19 protein-coding genes are annotated in these 17,357 nt (G+C 46.6%); 15 read left to right on the top strand and 4 right to left on the bottom strand.

All coding sequences use genetic code 11. From position 1 onward, the window contains the following. The first annotated feature begins 11 nt into the window (after positions 1-11). Positions 12-407 carry a CidA/LrgA family protein gene (locus tag C7R91_RS18020; RefSeq protein WP_047072553.1) on the top strand — a complete coding sequence of 132 codons (396 nt, stop codon included), beginning with the start codon at positions 12-14 and terminating at the stop codon, positions 405-407. Then, positions 400-1,065, top strand: coding sequence for an LrgB family protein (locus tag C7R91_RS18015; RefSeq protein ID WP_047072550.1), 666 nt, complete (start codon positions 400-402; stop codon positions 1,063-1,065). The genes C7R91_RS18020 and C7R91_RS18015 overlap by 8 nt, the downstream gene beginning before the upstream one ends. Here C7R91_RS18015 and C7R91_RS18010 read toward each other — a convergent pair. Beyond that, a complete protein-coding gene (locus C7R91_RS18010; protein ID WP_047072548.1) occupies positions 1,031-2,014 on the bottom strand; it encodes a Na/Pi cotransporter family protein in 984 nt (327 codons plus the stop codon). The genes C7R91_RS18015 and C7R91_RS18010 overlap by 35 nt on opposite strands. Before the next feature lie 89 nt (positions 2,015-2,103). On the opposite strand from C7R91_RS18010, the gene C7R91_RS18005 reads away from it, so the two are divergent. After that, positions 2,104-3,399 carry a class I SAM-dependent rRNA methyltransferase gene (locus tag C7R91_RS18005; protein ID WP_047072546.1) on the top strand — a complete coding sequence of 432 codons (1,296 nt, stop codon included), beginning with the start codon at positions 2,104-2,106 and terminating at the stop codon, positions 3,397-3,399. Between the two features lie 63 nt (positions 3,400-3,462). On the opposite strand, the gene C7R91_RS18000 is transcribed toward C7R91_RS18005, so the two are convergent. Continuing rightward, the gene (locus tag C7R91_RS18000) at positions 3,463-3,651 is read right to left on the bottom strand and encodes a DUF4177 domain-containing protein (RefSeq protein WP_007727654.1); all 189 of its coding nucleotides are present in this window, start codon (positions 3,649-3,651) and stop codon (positions 3,463-3,465) included. Positions 3,652-3,751: 100 nt separating this feature from the next. Continuing rightward, entirely contained in the window at positions 3,752-4,243 is a 492-nt protein-coding gene (locus C7R91_RS17995; protein ID WP_047072544.1) for a hypothetical protein, read from the bottom strand. A 232-nt stretch (positions 4,244-4,475) separates the two neighbouring features. On the opposite strand from C7R91_RS17995, the gene C7R91_RS17990 reads away from it, so the two are divergent. The 8 genes from C7R91_RS17990 (at position 4,476) to C7R91_RS17955 (ending at position 14,146) form a co-directional block, all read left to right on the top strand. Continuing rightward, positions 4,476-5,603 (top strand): D-alanine--D-alanine ligase, encoded by a 1,128-nt coding sequence (locus tag C7R91_RS17990; RefSeq protein ID WP_047072927.1) that lies wholly within the window; start codon positions 4,476-4,478, stop codon positions 5,601-5,603. Between the two features lie 218 nt (positions 5,604-5,821). Then, entirely contained in the window at positions 5,822-7,627 is a 1,806-nt protein-coding gene (locus tag C7R91_RS17985; protein WP_047072542.1) for an IucA/IucC family protein, read from the top strand. A gap of 39 nt (positions 7,628-7,666) precedes the next feature. Beyond that, on the top strand, positions 7,667-9,559 hold the full coding sequence (locus C7R91_RS17980; RefSeq protein WP_047072540.1) for an IucA/IucC family protein: 1,893 nt from the start codon (positions 7,667-7,669) through the stop codon (positions 9,557-9,559). Further along, complete coding sequence (locus C7R91_RS17975; RefSeq protein WP_047072538.1) at positions 9,537-10,781, top strand: AMP-binding protein; 1,245 nt, start codon at positions 9,537-9,539, stop codon at positions 10,779-10,781. The genes C7R91_RS17980 and C7R91_RS17975 overlap by 23 nt, the downstream gene beginning before the upstream one ends. Then, positions 10,778-11,044: a petrobactin biosynthesis protein AsbD gene (asbD, locus tag C7R91_RS17970; RefSeq protein ID WP_047072536.1), complete on the top strand. Its 267-nt coding sequence runs from the start codon at positions 10,778-10,780 to the stop codon at positions 11,042-11,044. The genes C7R91_RS17975 and asbD overlap by 4 nt, the downstream gene beginning before the upstream one ends. 31 nt (positions 11,045-11,075) lie before the next feature. Continuing rightward, positions 11,076-12,059, top strand: coding sequence for a DUF6005 family protein (locus C7R91_RS17965; RefSeq protein ID WP_047072534.1), 984 nt, complete (start codon positions 11,076-11,078; stop codon positions 12,057-12,059). Between the two features lie 7 nt (positions 12,060-12,066). Beyond that, positions 12,067-12,906 carry a sugar phosphate isomerase/epimerase family protein gene (locus tag C7R91_RS17960; protein WP_047072533.1) on the top strand — a complete coding sequence of 280 codons (840 nt, stop codon included), beginning with the start codon at positions 12,067-12,069 and terminating at the stop codon, positions 12,904-12,906. A 109-nt stretch (positions 12,907-13,015) separates the two neighbouring features. Next, complete coding sequence (locus tag C7R91_RS17955; protein WP_047072531.1) at positions 13,016-14,146, top strand: TolB family protein; 1,131 nt, start codon at positions 13,016-13,018, stop codon at positions 14,144-14,146. A 50-nt stretch (positions 14,147-14,196) separates the two neighbouring features. Here C7R91_RS17955 and C7R91_RS17950 read toward each other — a convergent pair whose 3' ends face one another. Further along, on the bottom strand, positions 14,197-15,579 hold the full coding sequence (locus C7R91_RS17950; protein ID WP_047072529.1) for a UDP-N-acetylmuramoyl-tripeptide--D-alanyl-D-alanine ligase: 1,383 nt from the start codon (positions 15,577-15,579) through the stop codon (positions 14,197-14,199). A gap of 236 nt (positions 15,580-15,815) precedes the next feature. Here C7R91_RS17950 and C7R91_RS17945 point away from each other — a divergent pair, with 236 nt between their 5' ends. The 4 genes from C7R91_RS17945 (at position 15,816) to C7R91_RS17930 (ending at position 17,352) form a co-directional block, all read left to right on the top strand. Continuing rightward, entirely contained in the window at positions 15,816-16,139 is a 324-nt protein-coding gene (locus C7R91_RS17945) for a histidine triad nucleotide-binding protein (protein ID WP_047072528.1), read from the top strand. A 113-nt stretch (positions 16,140-16,252) separates the two neighbouring features. Beyond that, a complete protein-coding gene (rpsU, locus tag C7R91_RS17940) occupies positions 16,253-16,426 on the top strand; it encodes a 30S ribosomal protein S21 (RefSeq protein WP_007727630.1) in 174 nt (57 codons plus the stop codon). A gap of 17 nt (positions 16,427-16,443) precedes the next feature. Then, positions 16,444-16,890 carry a GatB/YqeY domain-containing protein gene (locus C7R91_RS17935; protein WP_007727628.1) on the top strand — a complete coding sequence of 149 codons (447 nt, stop codon included), beginning with the start codon at positions 16,444-16,446 and terminating at the stop codon, positions 16,888-16,890. A 165-nt stretch (positions 16,891-17,055) separates the two neighbouring features. Continuing rightward, on the top strand, positions 17,056-17,352 hold the full coding sequence (locus C7R91_RS17930; protein WP_258183153.1) for a hypothetical protein: 297 nt from the start codon (positions 17,056-17,058) through the stop codon (positions 17,350-17,352). Positions 17,353-17,357: the final 5 nt, after the last annotated feature.

Genomic DNA, 17,357 nt, shown 5'->3' with positions numbered 1-17,357 from the left:
AGATTAGCAAAATGAAATTTGTTAAAGGAATCGTCATCCTGTTGGCTTTTTATGGGGTAGGCGTAGCTGCGAGTAAATGGCTGCATATTCCCCTGCCCGGTAACCTGGTGGGAATGCTGCTGTTAACATTGGGACTGTGTATGGGATGGATACGAATGGATTGGGTGGAACAAGCGGGTACTTTTCTGATCCGACATATGTTGCTCTTTTTCGTACCGATCATTGTCGGAGTTGCTTCCTATTTGAACGTATTTACGCAAAACCCATTGCCAATCATACTATCGATGGTTCTCGGTCCATTGCTAGTCATGCTTGTAACTGGCGTGGTTGTACAATGGTATTTGAAGCATCATAAACAAAAATCAGAATCGTCCTTGCCGCAAGAGGGGAGGACGTTGGATGCTTAGTCAATTCCTCGCCATTTTGGTATCGATAGCAGGGTACAAAGGCGCAACCATGATCAATGCTCGATTCCAACGGTTGCAGCCTCTTTTGGTGGCGGTGATCTTGGTCTGGACTATGTGGTGGGCGTTTAGCGGTGATTGGGAGGCGTTCGCTGCCGGAGGATCGTGGATTTCCTTTTGGCTCGGCCCTGCAACGGTGGCACTCGCTATTCCGCTGGCGAAACAGATCAAGGAGTTTGCTCATATTTGGCGCGGTGTTTTGCTTGGTGTATGTGCAGGCTGTGCAGTTGCAATCATCGTCGTTATGGCGGTTCATTGGTGTCTTGGTTCAGATGAGCTCGTATACAAAAGCATGCTCAGTAAATCCGTGACCACCCCGATTGCGTTGGAGCTGAGTCGTTCCATCGGTGGGGAACCTGCGCTTGCAGCCTTTTTTACCGCATTGACGGGGATGGTCGGTGTCATGATTGCCCGTCCTGTTCTCAAATGGGGGAAAATCACCGATGATTGGGCAATCGGGATCGCTATCGGTACGAGTGCACACGCTATTGGTACGGCTAGCTTGAATCGCGTTTCTCCTGTTCAAACGGCAGCGTCCAGTGTCGCTATGATCGTGGCGGGCGTCATTACTTCCATCTACTTGATACCATTTTCTTTCTAAAGGTAAGGTCAGTAGGACGACGCTTATCAGGGATCAGCCATTGAATAAACCGGGCTATTTGCGGGACAAATGGCAGCGCGACCAACGAGCAGACGAGATTGAAGATCGTCTGTGAATGGGCGATCTGCATAGAAGGACTATCCGTTAAAAATGCACTGACGAGGGCAAGCTGGGAAAGAAACGGTAAAAAAACTATCGCGCCTGCGACGTTGAAGAGCGTATGGCACCATGCGACCTGCTTGGATGCTGTATTTGTACCAATAGCAGCGATGACAGCGGTAAAGCAAGTTCCGACATTCGCGCCCAAAACGATAGCGAGTGCCGTTTCCATCGAAAGAATTTGATGACTGAGCAGGCCCATTGTGATCACGGTCGTAGCAGAACCGCTATGGATGAGAGCGGTGAAAATGATCCCGGTAATCAATCCGATCCAGATGGAATGGCTGCTCTCCAGAAAAAGCGAACGAAACGTTTCAGACTGCTCCAAAGGCTTCGCCATGACTTTCAATGTATCGATTCCGAGGAAGATCAGTCCGAAGCCGGCGACAACGAGACCGATGCAACGAATGTTTCGGCGCGGCATTAGCCATAGAGCCACTCCGATGAGGAGCATAGGGATAGCAAAGGACTCGAGCTTGAGTGCAACCAGCTCCGTTGTCACTGTCGTGCCCAGATTGGTTCCCAAAATGATGCCGACGGTTTGTGTGAACTGGATGATGCCTGCGTTCGTCAGCCCAATCGTCAGGACGGTTACCGCACTAGAGCTTTGCAAGACAAAAGTAGCGAAGAGACCAATCCAGAAGCTATGGAGTGGGGTACGAGTAAAGCGCCCCATCCATTCTTCCATTTTTTTGCCGGCGAGGTTTTGAAAGCCGGAGCGCATGGCGTACATACCGAAAAGAAAAAACGTGAGCCCAAAGGTAAAAGGGGCGAGGATGGAGACTATCACAAGATACGTTCCTCCCTGTCCATTTTTAGCAAGTTACTATAACGCTATGCCTGTACAAGGGCAAGCATGACAAGAGGAGGAATAGCTGCATGGCACGTGTGCTATTGAATCAACATCGGAAAAAGCGGCTAGAAGTAGGACATCCGTGGATTTTTCAATCAGAGGTATTAGAAATTCAAGGGGATGTAGAACCAGGTGAGATCGTCGAGGTCACCAATCACAAAGGACATTTTTTGGCAAAGGGGTACATCAACCCAGCTTCACAAATGATCGTGCGCATTTTGAGCTACGACCAAAAGGAAGAGATCGACTACGACTTTTTCTTGCGCAAAATCAGGCAGGCGGCAGAATTCCGGACAAGATTTGTGGACAACCCGCGTGCTTGCCGTGTTATTTACGGGGAAGCAGACTTTTTGCCAGGACTGATCGTCGATCGCTACGAAGATACATTGGTGGTCCAAGTCCTCTCATTGGGGATGGAAAAGCGCATCGATTGGATTCGGGATGCACTTGTAGAGGTATTTGCACCGACCGGTATTTATTTGCGCAATGATGTACCTGTACGTGAACTGGAAGGGCTGACACAGGGCAAAGAAGTCCTGTACGGAGAGTGTCCGCGTGAGGTATTGATCGAAGAAAATGGATTGAAATACTATGTCGATATCGTAGAGGGGCAAAAGACCGGCTTTTTCTATGATCAGCGGGAAAATCGGGCTTCCATTGCGCCATTGATGAAAGGCTGGGGCGAAAAGCACGGCATTTCCCTGACGAGCATGGAAGTAGACGGCGAGACAAAGCAGGTGCCTGTAGACAAGCGCGGTAAAGTGGTCAAAAATCCGTTTTGGGATGGCGCTGAAGTATTGGAATGCTTTACACATACCGGTTCCTTTACCCTGAATGCTTGCAAGCACGGTGCGAAAAAAGTGACAGCTCTCGATATTTCCGATCACGCTATCGAAACAGCGAAGCGAAACATTACACTTAATGGCTTTTTGCATCGCGTTGATTTTGTGGTGGCCAATGCGTTTGATTACTTGCGTGAAAATGTAGAGGCAGGCAAGAGCTGGGATGTGGTTATTCTTGACCCGCCAGCTTTTGCGAAATCGCGTGGAGCAGTGAAAGGCGCTTGCCGCGGTTACAAAGACATTAACTTAAATGGGATGAAGCTCGTTCGTCCGGGCGGATTTCTCGTTACCGCGTCTTGCTCGTACCATATGTCACCTGAGCTGTTCCTGCAAACGATTCAAGAGGCAGCGGTTGATGCGAAAAAGATACTGCGCCTGATTGAATGGCGAGGAGCGGGCAAGGATCACCCGCAAATCAGTGGGGCTGATGAGGCCCATTACTTGAAATTTGCCATCTTTGAAGTAAGAGACCGTCGATAGAGGAAAAGAAAAACAGCGTCCGCTTAAGAACGGCGCTGTTTTTCTTTTCGGTTTCAGATTGATTTAAGACTTTGGTTTTTCAAAAATCAATTCGAAGTATTTGGCCATACCATCGCCCCCGATGCTTGGAGCAAAGATTTGCACCAAACGCCAGCCTTCCTTGGCGTGCTCGTGGACAACGGTCTGATAATCTTCTTTTGGTTGGCGTCGAAAAGAGGACAGCTCAACTCGGACGAATTTGTATTCAAACATGTTCTTTCCCCCCGCTTGTATCGTCTCTCTTTTTATACGCGCGACGAGCGGAAAGAGTTGCACAAAGAATGTGAATCATTTCGAATAAAGAAATAAGTGCTCATGACAATTGCCTGTCATTTTTTACACGCCTGACGAGCTCGAGAGCCTGCTTGAACCCCAGTTCCTTGCCTAAAAAGACTTGTCCTTCGGCGGGGGTAGAAGCACGGGCCTGGCTTAAGTTCTGAAGCTCGTGGGTCAAGAGATGCTCGATCAGATATAGCTGTACCTGACCAATTTCCCGTTCGCTTTTCCGATCACGCTCCTTGAACTTAGCCCGCTGCTGACTTTCCTCCACGTACTTATCAATATCATCCTCCAAAAAATGTGAGGCATTGCAGATGATATGGCGGTAATCATCCGTTTTAGAGGGAATGGTACGGATGGTGTGACCGAGATGGGCGAGGAGAAATTTGTTTAAGACGATTGGGTCACGGGTGTAGTTGTTATGCAGCAGGGAATATTCCCCCAAGAAAGAACCGCTGTCCTTATCGTAGCTGTGCAATAATGTGTAAGAAGAGCAGTACGTGCAGTACAGTAAATAATCTCTCATGGAAATCCCTCCAAAAATAGCTCCATGACAGGAATTTTATTTATATGGTATGAGAAAAAACGTGAGCAGGTGATACTTGCTTCTCTTGTTTTTGGCGTTTGGTTTGTGTATGCTAAATGACGGGCTCGGCCCGGTAAATAGAGCAGATGTTGGGCTTTTGCATAGCATAGGAGAGAGTAGAAACTGGGTAGACTCTCCGTTTTCGTACGGAGGGGAAAGGAGCATGACACAGATGGGAAATCAAAAGATTCGACTGGGCATTATTTATGGAGGAAAATCCTCAGAGCATGAAGTTTCATTGCGTACGGCCATGTCCATTATGCAGGCTGTAGATGCAAATAAATATGAGGTAACACCTGTGTATGTTCAATTGGATGGATCTTGGGTGACTGGAGAAAGACTGACAGGTCAACTGCCGGATAAGATCGAAGCGTTGCGCTTATCGGCAAAAACGCCAGCTATTACCGAGGCAACAGAGACAGGGCAAGAGCTGGCAGTAACAAGCAAGTCAGGCTCGCTGTTTGCCATGAATGAGCAAATGGATGTTGTTTTCCCTGTGGTTCACGGACCATTTGGCGAAGATGGGACGATCCAGGGACTGTTGGAATTGGCGAATATCCCGTACGTGGGAACCGGAGTAATGGCTTCCGCTGTCGGAATGGATAAATGGATGATGAAGACCGTCTTTGCACAGGCTGGACTTCCGCAAGTGAAATATGTAGGCTTGCTGCGCTCGCAATGGGAAAAAGGCCAGGACGATGTCATGGATCGGATCGAGCGTGACCTCGGCTATCCGTGTTTCGTCAAACCGGCCAATATGGGCTCCAGTGTAGGGATTAACAAAGCGAAAAATCGTGAGGAGCTCAAGCACGCATTAGAGGTAGCTGCCAAGTTTGACCGCAGATTGATTGTGGAAGAGTTCGTTCAAGCACGTGAATTGGAGATTGGCGTTTTGGGGAATGAAGAGCTGATGACATCCGTCGTTGGGGAAGTCATTGCCGCGAAAGAATTTTACGATTACGAAGCCAAGTACAAGGGGGCGGGAACAGAACTCTCCATTCCTGCCATCGTTCCCGGGCATGTATCCGAACAAATCGCGGAAATAGCCAAGCAAGCATTCCAAGCACTCGATGGCTCTGGCCTTTCACGTGTAGACTTTTTCTGGGATGAGAAAAACGACAAGCTCTATATCAACGAAGTGAATACGATGCCAGGCTTTACGCCGTTTAGCATGTATCCAATGCTCTTCCAAGCAGCGGGTGTGAGCTACAGCGAGCTGATCGATCGTCTGGTACAACTCGCAATCGAGCGACATGCGGATAAAGGTCGCAACGTCGTAGATGCGGAAGAGTTGGAATAATCATGAGAAAAAGATGCTGATGAATCGGCATCTTTTTTCTTTTTTATGTAGGATGGAGGAACTCACTTTGATCAGCGCATGTCTCCTAACTGTATAAGAAGAATATTATGACTTGAAATGAGAATGATAATCGTTTACATTATTTATGGGACGTTTTACCAATTATGTAAGTCACAATGCTTGGATAAAAAATTGGATCAAGCAAGAGGAGAGGTAACATGTTCGTAGTCAAGCATATCGCAGAGCATGCAACGATGCAGAGCTTTCTCAATTGTTATCTCCGAGAAACAGGTAGGGGCGAGTGGATCAATCGGAAAGACGAGATTACGAAGCAGCTAACGAAAATTATACAGCCGAGTACATCAGGTACGTACCTTCATTGCGAACTCCCGCATCAGGGGATTTCCCTCTATGTCGGTGTCAAATATCATTCGGTGACAGGCAGGCACCTGTTTCATTATCCAGCTTGCTACCGAAGTGGTGACTGTTCTCGTTTCGTTCAGGCGGACTATTTGACATTAGCGGTTCTTTTGATTAAAGAACTAACGCTTCAGCATGGGGAAAATGCCGTTCCAGATGAATTAGTCTTGCGTATGATTCAAAGCTGCCAAAGCATTGAGAAATTTGTTCGGACGCGCCAAAATAACGCAGAGATTTTATATGGCGTGGAACAAAGTTTCATCGAAGCAGAGCAGGCGCTTTTGTTCGGTCATTTGTTCCATCCAACCCCGAAGAGCCAGCAGGGAATTCCTGAGGCCAAGCAAGCGTTGTATGCACCCGAGTGTTGCGGGAAGTTTCAACTCCACTTGTTTGCTGCCCATCCGTCGATTGTTCACGAAAAATCTGGGCTAAAAGAGTCCGCTACGCAATTACTGAAGGATGAGTTTCCTTCGATATCTGATGTCGATCCATCATTTTCAATCGTCCCGATTCATCCGCTTCAAGCAGAATGGTTGCTCGAACAGGTAGCCGTACAATCCTTGATCGAGAAAGGGTTGCTTCTATACCTGGGGCCAGCAGGTGAGGAGTATATGGCGACATCGTCTCTTCGAACGGTTTATCATCCTGAGAAGAAATACATGCTCAAGTTGTCCGTCCCAATCAAAGTGACGAATTCTTTACGGATCAACAAGTTAAGTGAGATGGAGATCGGTTTGGAGGCGAAGCAACTCTTTGAAACAGGGATCGGTGAAGTGAGTCGCATATATCCAGGCTTTGGCTTTATCTCTGATCCGGCTTACATCACGATCACGTTGGATCACGCGAAAGAAACGGGATTTGAAGTGATCCTGCGTGATAATCCCTTTATGGGGAGTAAGGCAGAGCAAGTCACGCAAATCGCGGCACTCGTGCAAGATCCACTTCCTGGGTACAAGAGTAGGTTGGCAACGATCATCCACCATCTGGCACAAAAAGAAGGGAAGGCACTGGAAGTCGTTAGTTTGGAATGGTTTAAGCGGTATATAGACATTTCATTGAAACCAATGGTATGGCTTTATCTAAAGTACGGAATCGGCTTGGAAGCCCATCAACAAAATAGTGTGGTCACTCTTAGCGACGGATACCCCGATCAGTTCTTTTATCGTGATAATCAAGGCTACTATTTCTCAGAATCGATGCAAGAAGCATTAGAGGCAGAATTGCCTGGGATTGGCAAGGCGAGTAAGAACATTTACAAAGACCATCTTGTAGATGAGCGAATCACCTATTATATGATTTTTAACCATATGTTTGGACTCATTAACGGATTTGGAACGGAAGGTTTAATTGACGAACAAATCTTGTTGGCAGAGATGCACGAGGTTCTGACGGAGTTTTTACCAATGAATCGCGAGGCGTCGAAGTTTTTAGAGAATCTGCTTACGCGCGAACAGCTTCCGTGTAAGGCGAATCTGCTCACGCGCTTCTATGATCTAGATGAATTAACCCAACCGGAAGAGAGATCATCTGTTTTTGTTTACATAGATAATCCTTTAGCAAAAGTAAAGCAGGCCGAAAAGGCAGGGCTGCATGCTTTTGGATAGCTTACTGCATCTAGCTTGAAGAGACTTGGAGGATAAGGTATGGAGTTAACAATACAAGATTTCTCGATTGAAGAGGCACTTCACTCGACACAGTACGTGCAGGTGAGAAGACGGGTGTTTCGACAATGCATCGAGTCTTTGTTATATGAAGGAATTTTGATTCCTGAGACCCTGCAAGAGGGTGAAGAGACGACTTACACCCTACACGGGCTTGATGAGGGTGATCTGCCTGTTCGCTATCGTTGCCGAGGGCGGAGGAGTGCTAGTTTTGGGCTTGTTCGTTTAGGGAAGGACCCTGTCTCTCGTGTTGTTTACGATCAAAGCGGAGCTGTACAACAAGAATCAGAAGCAATATCCCTCACTCGTTTTTTAGTGGAAGTCTTTCGAATGAATACGGTCGATGAACATAGACTGAAGCTATTTGCCAATGATCTGGAACAAACGTTGTTAAAGGATACATTGTCTCAATACTATCGAGTACAAAATGATATTCGGATGCAGGGCAAATCGTACGATGAGCTGGAAGGTGATCTGATGGACGGTCATCCTTACCACCCTAGCTATAAATCACGTGTTGGCTTTACCTACGTAGATCATTTTGCCTATGGTCCTGAATTTAAGCAGGAAGTTCATTTTCTTTGGTTAGCGATTAAAAAACAATATTCGCAAGTGTCCATTGATCAAGGGAGAAATTTCGATGACCTCCTTTTGGAAGAAATAGGGCGAGAACAAAAAGAAGCCTTTCAACAAATCATCGTCAATCATGGATGCGATCCTGATCAATATGCCTTCGTTCCTGTCCATCCATGGCAGTGGCGTAATCATATCGTGCCTGGATTTCTGGACGATATCCATTGCAAAGAGATCATTGTGCTAGGCGTAGGCTCTGATGGTCATCGTCCACAACAATCCATCCGCACCTTTGCTAACAAAAGTAATCCGCATAAACCGTATCTTAAGCTCTCGATTAACGTAGTGAATACTTCAGCGCCACGTCATCTTACCCCCCATTCACTGGCAAGCGCACCCATTGTTTCGAGGTGGCTCAAGGGGATTACGGACGCAGATTCGTATTTACGAGACGTGCAAAAGGTGATCATGCTCCAAGAGTTTGCGGCAGTGGCATACGATCCTCCCCCTGCTTCTGAGCTGGTGGAAATGGTTACGTTCGGGGTAATTGGGTGCATGTGGAGAGAAAGTCTCCTCCCTCATCTCGAAGCGGGAGAAGATGCGGTTCCTTATAACGTATTAGCGGCTATAGAGGTGGATGGGGTGCCATTCATTGATCGTTGGATTCGTGAGCAAGGGCTAGAGAATTGGCTTGCACGATTATTGGAAAGCAGTGTGTTGCCAGTCGTTCATATACTCGTGAAACACGGAATTGCTATGGAAACCCACGCGCAGAATATGATCTTGGTGCATCGGGATGGAGTCCCTACTCGGGTAGCATTGAAGGATTTTCATGAAGATTTGATTTTTTGCCAACCGTTCTTGAGTGAGCCAGACAAATGCCCGAACTTCGCGGAAGTGCATGAATATTACGCAACAAAGCCCGATGATGTGATGTTTCACATGAATGAAACATCAACAGTCAGAGATTTGACATTGGAGACTTTATTTCTGATCAATCTGGGGCAACTCGCACGGCTATTGGAAGAACATTACGGATATACCGAAGAGCAATTCTGGGAGATGGCCGTTCAGGTATTGGAGGGTCACCAGCAACGATTCCCAGAATTGGCGGAGCGATTTAAGCGATTTGATCTGTTTGTTCCAAGCGTGCAGGTAGAGAAATTAACCAAGAAAAAGCTATATGCAACAAGCGAGAACTACCATTTACATGAAGTTCCCAATCCTTTGTTCGAGGCAAGGAAAAGGCTTCATTCCATGGCTGTGGGAGGTTACCAGCATGTTAATAGTGAATCAAAATGAGATTTCTGTGCATGAATTGGAGAGACATAAGCAAGGATTAGAAAGCATGGATCATTTTCGACAACCAGAAGGAAAGAGGTACGCCGTCTGCATAGCTGACCCAATTGACGTGATTAGTCTTGTTCAATATTTACGTGAGCATAATGGCTCGGTGCTGTTAATTCATGGGGAAACCCCGATGGAAACAGCCTATCAAATGGCAGTGAAGGCAAGGTGTTATGGGCTTGTTTATAAGGAGACGAAGCACTTCTTGTCTATCATGGATAAACAACAGAGCGAAAAACCATCGCTCTACCAATATAGCTCAGGTACTACGGGGGATGCGAAGCTAATCGGGAGAAGTTGGGATGATATCCAAACAGAAATTCATGCCTACAACCAGTTGTTCCAGGGTGAGGAAGCGTTAACCCCGATCGTGCTGGCATCAGTGACACATTCGTATGGATTGATATGTGGCGTTTTGGCAGCACTGGAACGGGGAAGTAAGCCTTCGATTGTGACGCACAAAAATCCGAAGTTTGCTTTGCAAGTGATCCAAGATACTCCTCAGCATATTGTTTATGGTCTGCCAGTCTTTTATCACATCTTATCCAGCTTTACACGAGAGCAGGTACGCTTTCACAGGTTAATGACATCTGGCGCTCCAATGCCAGAAGGCTTGTTTCTAAAGCTGCAAGGCATGAGCGACATCTTGATGCAACAATATGGATGCTCCGAGGCGGGGTGTGTCAGTATGAGTAAACAGATGCGGACGCATACAGATCTGGGGGTTCCCCTTTCCCATGTAACAATGACAGCAGGCGAAAATGAAAAAAAACCTGATGAAATTAAGATTTGGAATGGACAGAACGAAATAGCGACGCAGGATTTAGGTTTCTGGACAGGAGAAGGACATATTCAATTTGTATCAAGGATGGATGATGTGATAAACGTCTCTGGCTTAAAGGTATTTCCTTTAGAGGTCGAGGACGTCATTTTGAAAATGAGTGGGACAAAAGAAGTGGTCGTGTATCGTGGACGTCATCCTGTGATGGGAGAGATTGTAAAGGCGCAAGTTATTACAGAGGGAGGAGCTACTCCTGAACAAATCAGGGAATGGTGCCAAGATCGTTTGCCAGGCTATAAAGTCCCTTTCGAGATCCAATGTGTGACGAGCATTCCTAAAACAGCCACAGGAAAAATCAGCCGTCGATTATTAGAAACGGAGACGATCAGCAAATGACACGAACAGAAAGAATCGAGCAAATCCGTACGATCATGACCGAAAAATTAAAATTATCGCATATCCTCACGCTAGAGGAGTCCATGCGATTGAATGAAGATCTACACATTGATTCGATTATGCTCTTGCAACTGATTGTTTATATTGAGGAAGATTTAAAATTGGTTGTACCTGCTCATGAGTTAGATCCGCGAATCTTCCAAACGGTTGGATCACTGCTTACTTTTGTAGAACAGCTGGAACCGCAGCATGTATCGAATTAGCGTCTAAACAAACATCGAGTGGGGGATACAAATGGTTAAGGTTCATTGCATTATTTCATGCCTATGCGAAGTGATTAAGCGCCGCACAAAGATTGATTACCGTCCCTATTACTTTGGCATATGGGATGCCGAGTACTCTATTACGGATCAAGGTGTGGTCACCTATTACATTGATAACCATGAGGAGATCATCAAGGGATATGAACGACTTTTTCGAGCGAAAGTAACAGAATGGTATGATCATTCCCAAGATAAAGCCTCCAATCTAGACATGTTCTTAGAGCTCATTGATAAGCGTACCGAGGATCAGTTTGTCCTTGTTCAAATAGACATGTCGCTGGTGCCAGAACGAGATAATAAGTTTGCGTTGAAGCCATTCCCGCATTTTTTGATGATTTCAAAGACGGAGAACGAAGATGAGTGGTTTATGTTTGACCCGGATTTTCGTTGGGAGGGCAATGTGAAGAAGGAGACGGTGATCAAAGCCTTCTTGGAAAATCCGTTTGGTGGCGGTTTTATGGTGGATGCAAGTGATATTAAGGAACCGACCTTTGAGATGATCCACGACTATTTCTACGACACACTAAAACGTGATCATAATCCATTTACCCTTGAGTTGAAGCAATTGATTACAGACATGGCAGAAGGGCGCAATGGATACAACTTGGACATGTTACTCCCAGCAGTGACTCAGGTAAAAGTGATTGCGATCCGTAAATACAGCTACGAGTATGCATTTCTCTACCTCCAAGATTACCTGCAATACCATCGTGATGAGTTTTTGCGAATCGCATATAAAGTGGAGGACATCTACCAAGGTTTTACAACAGCCCAGTACTTGTCTGTCAAAATGGCGATGACCAAGAATATGGCGTTGTTACCTCCGATTATTGAGGCGTTAGAAGAGATTGATCTGATTGAACTTGAAGTGAAAAAAGAGTTGGAACGTCAGTTTGTTCTGTGGACCCAAATGGATAAAAGTCTCGTTACTGTAGACGAAAAAGGGTGGAGGTAAAGGTCGAATGAAACTCTCATTGTGCACAATCACTTTTCGCCACCAGTTGATTTCGTTTGCTGATATCGTCCGGTTTGCTCATCGTCATCATTTTGATGGAATCGAGTTGTGGGGAATTCACGCCCAAGATCTGTACGATCATGATCGAATAGAGATGGAGGAACAGCTAGGAATACTCAGGGAGCAAGGCATGAGTATCTCTATGCTTAGCGACTATCTGGACATTGCGACCTCATCTGGATTTGATCGTACACTGGAAAAAGCAAAAAGGCTGATTTCACTGGCGAAATGGCTAAATGTAAAGCAAATCAGGACGTTCGCCGGACAGAAGGCGAGTAAGGAGGTTGGCCCAGAAGAGCGGGCACGTTATGTCCATCATTTGTACATCTTATGTCAGATGTGTCAGGAACACGGAATTCAGCTCTTGGTCGAAACACATCCGAATACGCTAACAGATCACATGAGTTCTACACTTGCTCTGTTGCAGGAAGTCAATCATCCTGCGCTAAAAATTAATCTTGATTTTCTTCATGTCTGGGAATCAGGTGCTGATCCAATCGACAGCTACGAACTATTGAAGCCGTGGGTGGCACATTATCATTTGAAAAATATCTCCTCATCGAATCATCTGCCGGTATTCGCTCCGCATAATGTATATGCCCCTAACGGCGATCGTGAGGGAATGGTACCACTCGGTGAGGGTGTTGTAGACTACAGGCCTATTTTAGAGAAGATTGCAGATACGGATTATTTTGGTTCTATCGAATGGTTTGGTCAGAATCCCAAGCTTGTGTTAGCGGAAGAGGTAGAATGGCTACGGAAGGGTATGCTGTTAGTCCGTAAGTGAAAAAAGGTCGGGAGCGAGGGATTGCTTCCGATCTTTTTTTCATCCTACAGGCAACCAAATGCCTCCAGTATGCGTCTACGTATTGATCACTTATTCGGGGGGACCTTCGATGAAAAAACGCTTATTACTCTCATACTTGCTGTTTTCCTTGCTAGGAATCGTTATCCCTGGACAAATCAATGCCTCAGCTCCTGCGCAGGCAGACCCTCGTAAGCCAGAGCCAGTCGTCATCTATAAAGTAACGGTAGATGGAAAGGTTACAAAAAACGTAACGAACATGCCCTTGATCCACCGAGCGAGCATGTCGCCATCGGGTCGGTTTGTATACGGGGAGAGAATCGGATACGGGAAAGCAGACAAAACCATACCTTACTTGTACGATATGCAAACCAAAAAGATGACGCAGCTATCCGGCTATGGCAAATGGTCGCCGAAGCAGGATGCGCTCTACGTTCGTGAAAATGGCGGTGTCGTGAAGCTCAGTCTGCCAGACGGCAAAAAAACAGTACTCGTCCCGGCAGCCGCTCAGTATCCCGTCCTTGATTTTTCCGTTTCACCGGATGAACAGTACATGGCGTTCACCCGGATGGACATGCTCTCTTCCAATACCAAAGTAAGCGGCCACTTGTACTTGCAACACCTGCCTACACTCAAAATGAAAAAGAATGACCAGTATGAGTGGCGAAGTGGAACAGACGAAGAAATGTATTACTGGATGCCAAATTCGAAAAAGCTGTTTTACAAAACGCAAACCGCATACAAGGAGTTAGACTTACCGACTGGCTTGAAATACGATCATAACATGACGGCGTTCCCTTCTTACTCCAACGATATGAAGTATCGTTATGTGCGGACTACTACTGAAGAATACATGCTGGATTTGCAGACAGGGAAAAAGATTAATTTGAAAGATTCCGTGTTCACTGAGAGCTACTTGGACAAGATTGTTTGGTCGCCATCAGGGCATCAGATGGCAGTAGAACAGTACGCTCGTACTTCCAACTCTCAGGATTCGTATATGTACATGCAATCATGCAAACAAGTCACGAAATGCGGCTATCCATTCGGCTCTCCTGACAAGGGAATGCCTGGCTATTATCATTTAAGTGACAATCATCGCATCATCGGCTGGGCGAAGGATGGGAAGTCGTACTATGTAGCTGATCTCGCATCGATCCACTATAGCGCTTTTTCGCGTGAAAAGTTGAGTCCTTACAACAATGTCATTGAACTGCGATAAAAAAAGAAGCCGTCTCCCGTATGAAACGAGAGGCGGCTGTTCTCTTTCTATTATTCGTGACCTTCCAGATCAGTAATTAGCGTCCATAAAGACATACCTTTTGAAGCCTTGAACAAAAAGGCATGTTTTTCATCCCGCAGCGGCAGTAGAGCAGCCAACGCCTCTGCTTTGGTCGCGAAGTGCAGCTTTTTCCCCGAATAAGCATCATGGAGATGACGTGAATCTTCACCAATTGTCACAAGCAGCTCGAAGCGCTCAGCGATGTCTTGAATGGAGGTTCCGACGCCCGCGTGCATAGCCGCACTTTCTGGACCGAGCTCATACATGTCACCTAACACGACGACTCTTGCGCGCTCAGGGTACAGCTCAGCAAACGTCCGTACGGCAGCTTCCATGGAGACGGGGCTGGCATTGTACGCATCACTGATATACACAGTACCGTGCTTGGAGTCAACTTGCTCAAACCGCATGGCGGAGAGCTGAACGGTGGACAAGGCGTGAGCGATTTGTTCCGTATCCATTCCGAGTCTCTTGGCAATCGCGACAGCAGGCAGTGCATTCAGGACACTGTGGCGGCCGTGGAGCGGGAGGAATGCCTCGAAATGCTCCCCGGAGGCAAAGCACACTTTGAAGCGGGTCCCACCCTCAACTGTTTCGATTTCCTCTGCCCAAATATCCGCCTTCTCATTAACAGAGTAGTACATGATGTCACCTGGATACAGATGGGCTATCAACCGTAGATACTCTGAATCCTTGTTGAGCAGCACGAGCCCGTCAAGAGCGGTATGAGGAAGCAGCTCCGCCTTTGCGAGAGCGATTTTTTCCCGCGTGCCAAAATATTCAATATGGGACTCTCCGATAAATGTAATCACGCTAATGTCAGGCTGAACCAGCGAAGCGAGCAGATCGATTTCCCCGGCGTGGTTCATTCCGAGCTCCAGTACGGCAGCTTGATGTTTTTCTTCCATCTGCAATAACGACAAAGGTACACCGATGTGGTTGTTGAAGTTTTTATACGTCTTGTATACAGGCGAACGGCTCGCAAGTACATGTGCCACGATGTCCTTCACGGTTGTTTTCCCGATACTTCCGGTAATGGCGATGTGAGGGAACGAAAAGCTTTTTCGATAAGCGGCAGCCAGCTTTTGAAAGCCACGCAGTGTATCATTGACAAGAATTAATCCAAAACCGTTTGGCAAGTTCGCAGGAATCTTCTCCTGATTCGAAACGAGAGCAGCTACAGCTCCTTGTTCAGCTGCTTGTAACAAAAAATCATGTCCATCCCGTGCGCCGCCTGTCAGCGCTACAAACAAAGATCCCGCAGTCAGCTCGCGGGTATCAAAGTGTACGGATGACAAGGCAAGCCCTGGGGAACCAGCGAGCAAAATCCCTTCTGCTTTGATTGCTGCCTGATCCAGTGCAATTGGTTTCATCTGCACGAACTCCTTTTTCTTGGTAGATATGAATTTATAGAAGTTCATATCGATATAAGTTCAACTAAGGCTTCACAAAAAGCTTGGCAAAGCCAAGTTTTCTAATGATCCAGTAGTAACCTCGAAGTCATGCTACCATGCGTTAGGTAGCGCCGCAAGACAAAAGTGAGGGAATGTGATACGATCATTTCTTACATACATAACTATCCACATACAGAGGAAGAAAGGAGTCTCCCATGGAAAAAAGCATTTTTACCAAAATCATGGACGGTGAAATTCCTGCTCGTATCGAGTATGAGGACGAGCACGTCATTGTCATCCACGATATTGCACCAAAAGCACGCGTTCACTTGTTGATCATCCCGCGTAAGCCAATTCCGACGCTAATGGATGTAAGCGCCGAGGATCTGCCGCTGATCGGGCATATCCACTATGTAGCACAACTCTTGGCGAAAAAGCTGGAGCTACCAGGCTTTCGCCTGATTAACAACTGCGGCAAAGAGGGTGGACAGGAGGTTTTCCACATCCATTATCACCTGTTGTCCGGTTTTTACGAATAAAATTGAACTAAAGGTTGACCTTCTTTAGTCAATTATCCTATAATGAAGTGTGACAGTCTGTTCGTACGTTCGACTCAGGCGTCCCACGGTTTTAGCGGAGGGAGGGAAGACAAATGGCAGAAATTCGAGTCAAGAAAAACGAGTCTTTGGATAGCGCACTTCGCCGCTTCAAGCGTGAAAGCGCAAAATCCGGGGTGATGGCGGAACTGCGTAAACGTCGCCACTTTGAGAAGCCTAGCATCAAGCGCAAGAAGAAATCCGAAGCAGCTCGCAAGCGCAAGTTTTAATTGACGGAGGGCTCATCATGAGTGTAATGGAGCGACTCGATCAAGATATGAAGCAAGCAATGAAGGACAGAGCTGCTCTAAAACTCTCTGTTATTCGCATGGTGAAAGCCGCATTAAAGAACGAAGAGATTAACAAGGGCAGACTTTTGTCTGAAGACGAAGTGCTGACCATCTTGACTCGTGAGTTAAAACAACGCCGTGAATCCCTCCACGAATTTGAGAAGGCAGGCCGCGTGGAACTTGCCTCGAAAACGCGCGAAGAGATCGACGTGCTCTCCGCTTACTTACCCGCTCAGCTTAGCGAAGACGAAATTCGTGATATCGTTCGGGAAGGTATCGCAGCTACCAATGCCTCCTCCAAAAAGGAGATGGGCAAAGTGATGGGTGCGATCATGCCGAAAGTGAAAGGCAGAGCAGACGGAAACCTCGTGCAAAAGATTGTATCTGAGGAACTACCATCGTAGACGAGAGTAACACCTCATATAGATACGAACAGAAAAACTCAACCTGTAAAGGTTGGGTTTTTCTTTTTTTCCAAATGTGAAATAAATATGAAACGATTGCCCCCCTCTTTCGTATACCTTATTGCACACACGTAGAAGCTGATAGAAGGAAAGGAGGTACATGCAATGAGTGCAACAAGGCTAGTAAAAAGCCGCATGCGATTGCTTTTTTCACTTCTTTGCCTGATTATGGGAATGACCATGCTTCTTGCTCCCGCGTCCACAACAGCCAAGACCTATCAAAAAGCTGTCTGGATTCCTGTAGATAGCACAATCGAGCGAGGGCTGGAGAGCTTTTTACACAGAGCTTTTGCTGACGCACAGAAGCAGCAGGCAGACCTTGTTATCTTGCATATCAATACGCCAGGTGGAGAAGTAAACGCTGCCGACTCAGGCTCCCATGCATGTGATAGCCTACATTGATAATC

The sequence above is a fragment of the Brevibacillus formosus genome, assembly GCF_003013405.1.
Lineage (GTDB): Bacteria > Bacillota > Bacilli > Brevibacillales > Brevibacillaceae > Brevibacillus > Brevibacillus formosus.
This window is presented reverse-complemented; position numbering and strand designations above follow the sequence as displayed.

Bases quoted from the DNA above. Each gene is read 5' to 3' on its own strand.
- C7R91_RS18020 (WP_047072553.1), top strand. From the start codon at position 12: ATGAAATTTGTTAAAGGAATCGTCATCCTGTTGGCTTTTTATGGGGTA.
- C7R91_RS18015 (WP_047072550.1), top strand. From the start codon at position 400: ATGCTTAGTCAATTCCTCGCCATTTTGGTATCGATAGCAGGGTACAAA.
- C7R91_RS18005 (WP_047072546.1), top strand. From the start codon at position 2,104: ATGGCACGTGTGCTATTGAATCAACATCGGAAAAAGCGGCTAGAAGTA.
- C7R91_RS18000 (WP_007727654.1), bottom strand. From the start codon at position 3,651: ATGTTTGAATACAAATTCGTCCGAGTTGAGCTGTCCTCTTTTCGACGC.
- C7R91_RS17995 (WP_047072544.1), bottom strand. From the start codon at position 4,243: ATGAGAGATTATTTACTGTACTGCACGTACTGCTCTTCTTACACATTA.
- C7R91_RS17990 (WP_047072927.1), top strand. From the start codon at position 4,476: ATGGGAAATCAAAAGATTCGACTGGGCATTATTTATGGAGGAAAATCC.
- C7R91_RS17985 (WP_047072542.1), top strand. From the start codon at position 5,822: ATGTTCGTAGTCAAGCATATCGCAGAGCATGCAACGATGCAGAGCTTT.
- C7R91_RS17980 (WP_047072540.1), top strand. From the start codon at position 7,667: ATGGAGTTAACAATACAAGATTTCTCGATTGAAGAGGCACTTCACTCG.
- C7R91_RS17975 (WP_047072538.1), top strand. From the start codon at position 9,537: ATGTTAATAGTGAATCAAAATGAGATTTCTGTGCATGAATTGGAGAGA.
- asbD (WP_047072536.1), top strand. From the start codon at position 10,778: ATGACACGAACAGAAAGAATCGAGCAAATCCGTACGATCATGACCGAA.
- C7R91_RS17965 (WP_047072534.1), top strand. From the start codon at position 11,076: ATGGTTAAGGTTCATTGCATTATTTCATGCCTATGCGAAGTGATTAAG.
- C7R91_RS17960 (WP_047072533.1), top strand. From the start codon at position 12,067: ATGAAACTCTCATTGTGCACAATCACTTTTCGCCACCAGTTGATTTCG.
- C7R91_RS17955 (WP_047072531.1), top strand. From the start codon at position 13,016: ATGAAAAAACGCTTATTACTCTCATACTTGCTGTTTTCCTTGCTAGGA.
- C7R91_RS17950 (WP_047072529.1), bottom strand. From the start codon at position 15,579: ATGAAACCAATTGCACTGGATCAGGCAGCAATCAAAGCAGAAGGGATT.
- C7R91_RS17945 (WP_047072528.1), top strand. From the start codon at position 15,816: ATGGAAAAAAGCATTTTTACCAAAATCATGGACGGTGAAATTCCTGCT.
- rpsU (WP_007727630.1), top strand. From the start codon at position 16,253: ATGGCAGAAATTCGAGTCAAGAAAAACGAGTCTTTGGATAGCGCACTT.
- C7R91_RS17935 (WP_007727628.1), top strand. From the start codon at position 16,444: ATGAGTGTAATGGAGCGACTCGATCAAGATATGAAGCAAGCAATGAAG.
- C7R91_RS17930 (WP_258183153.1), top strand. From the start codon at position 17,056: ATGAGTGCAACAAGGCTAGTAAAAAGCCGCATGCGATTGCTTTTTTCA.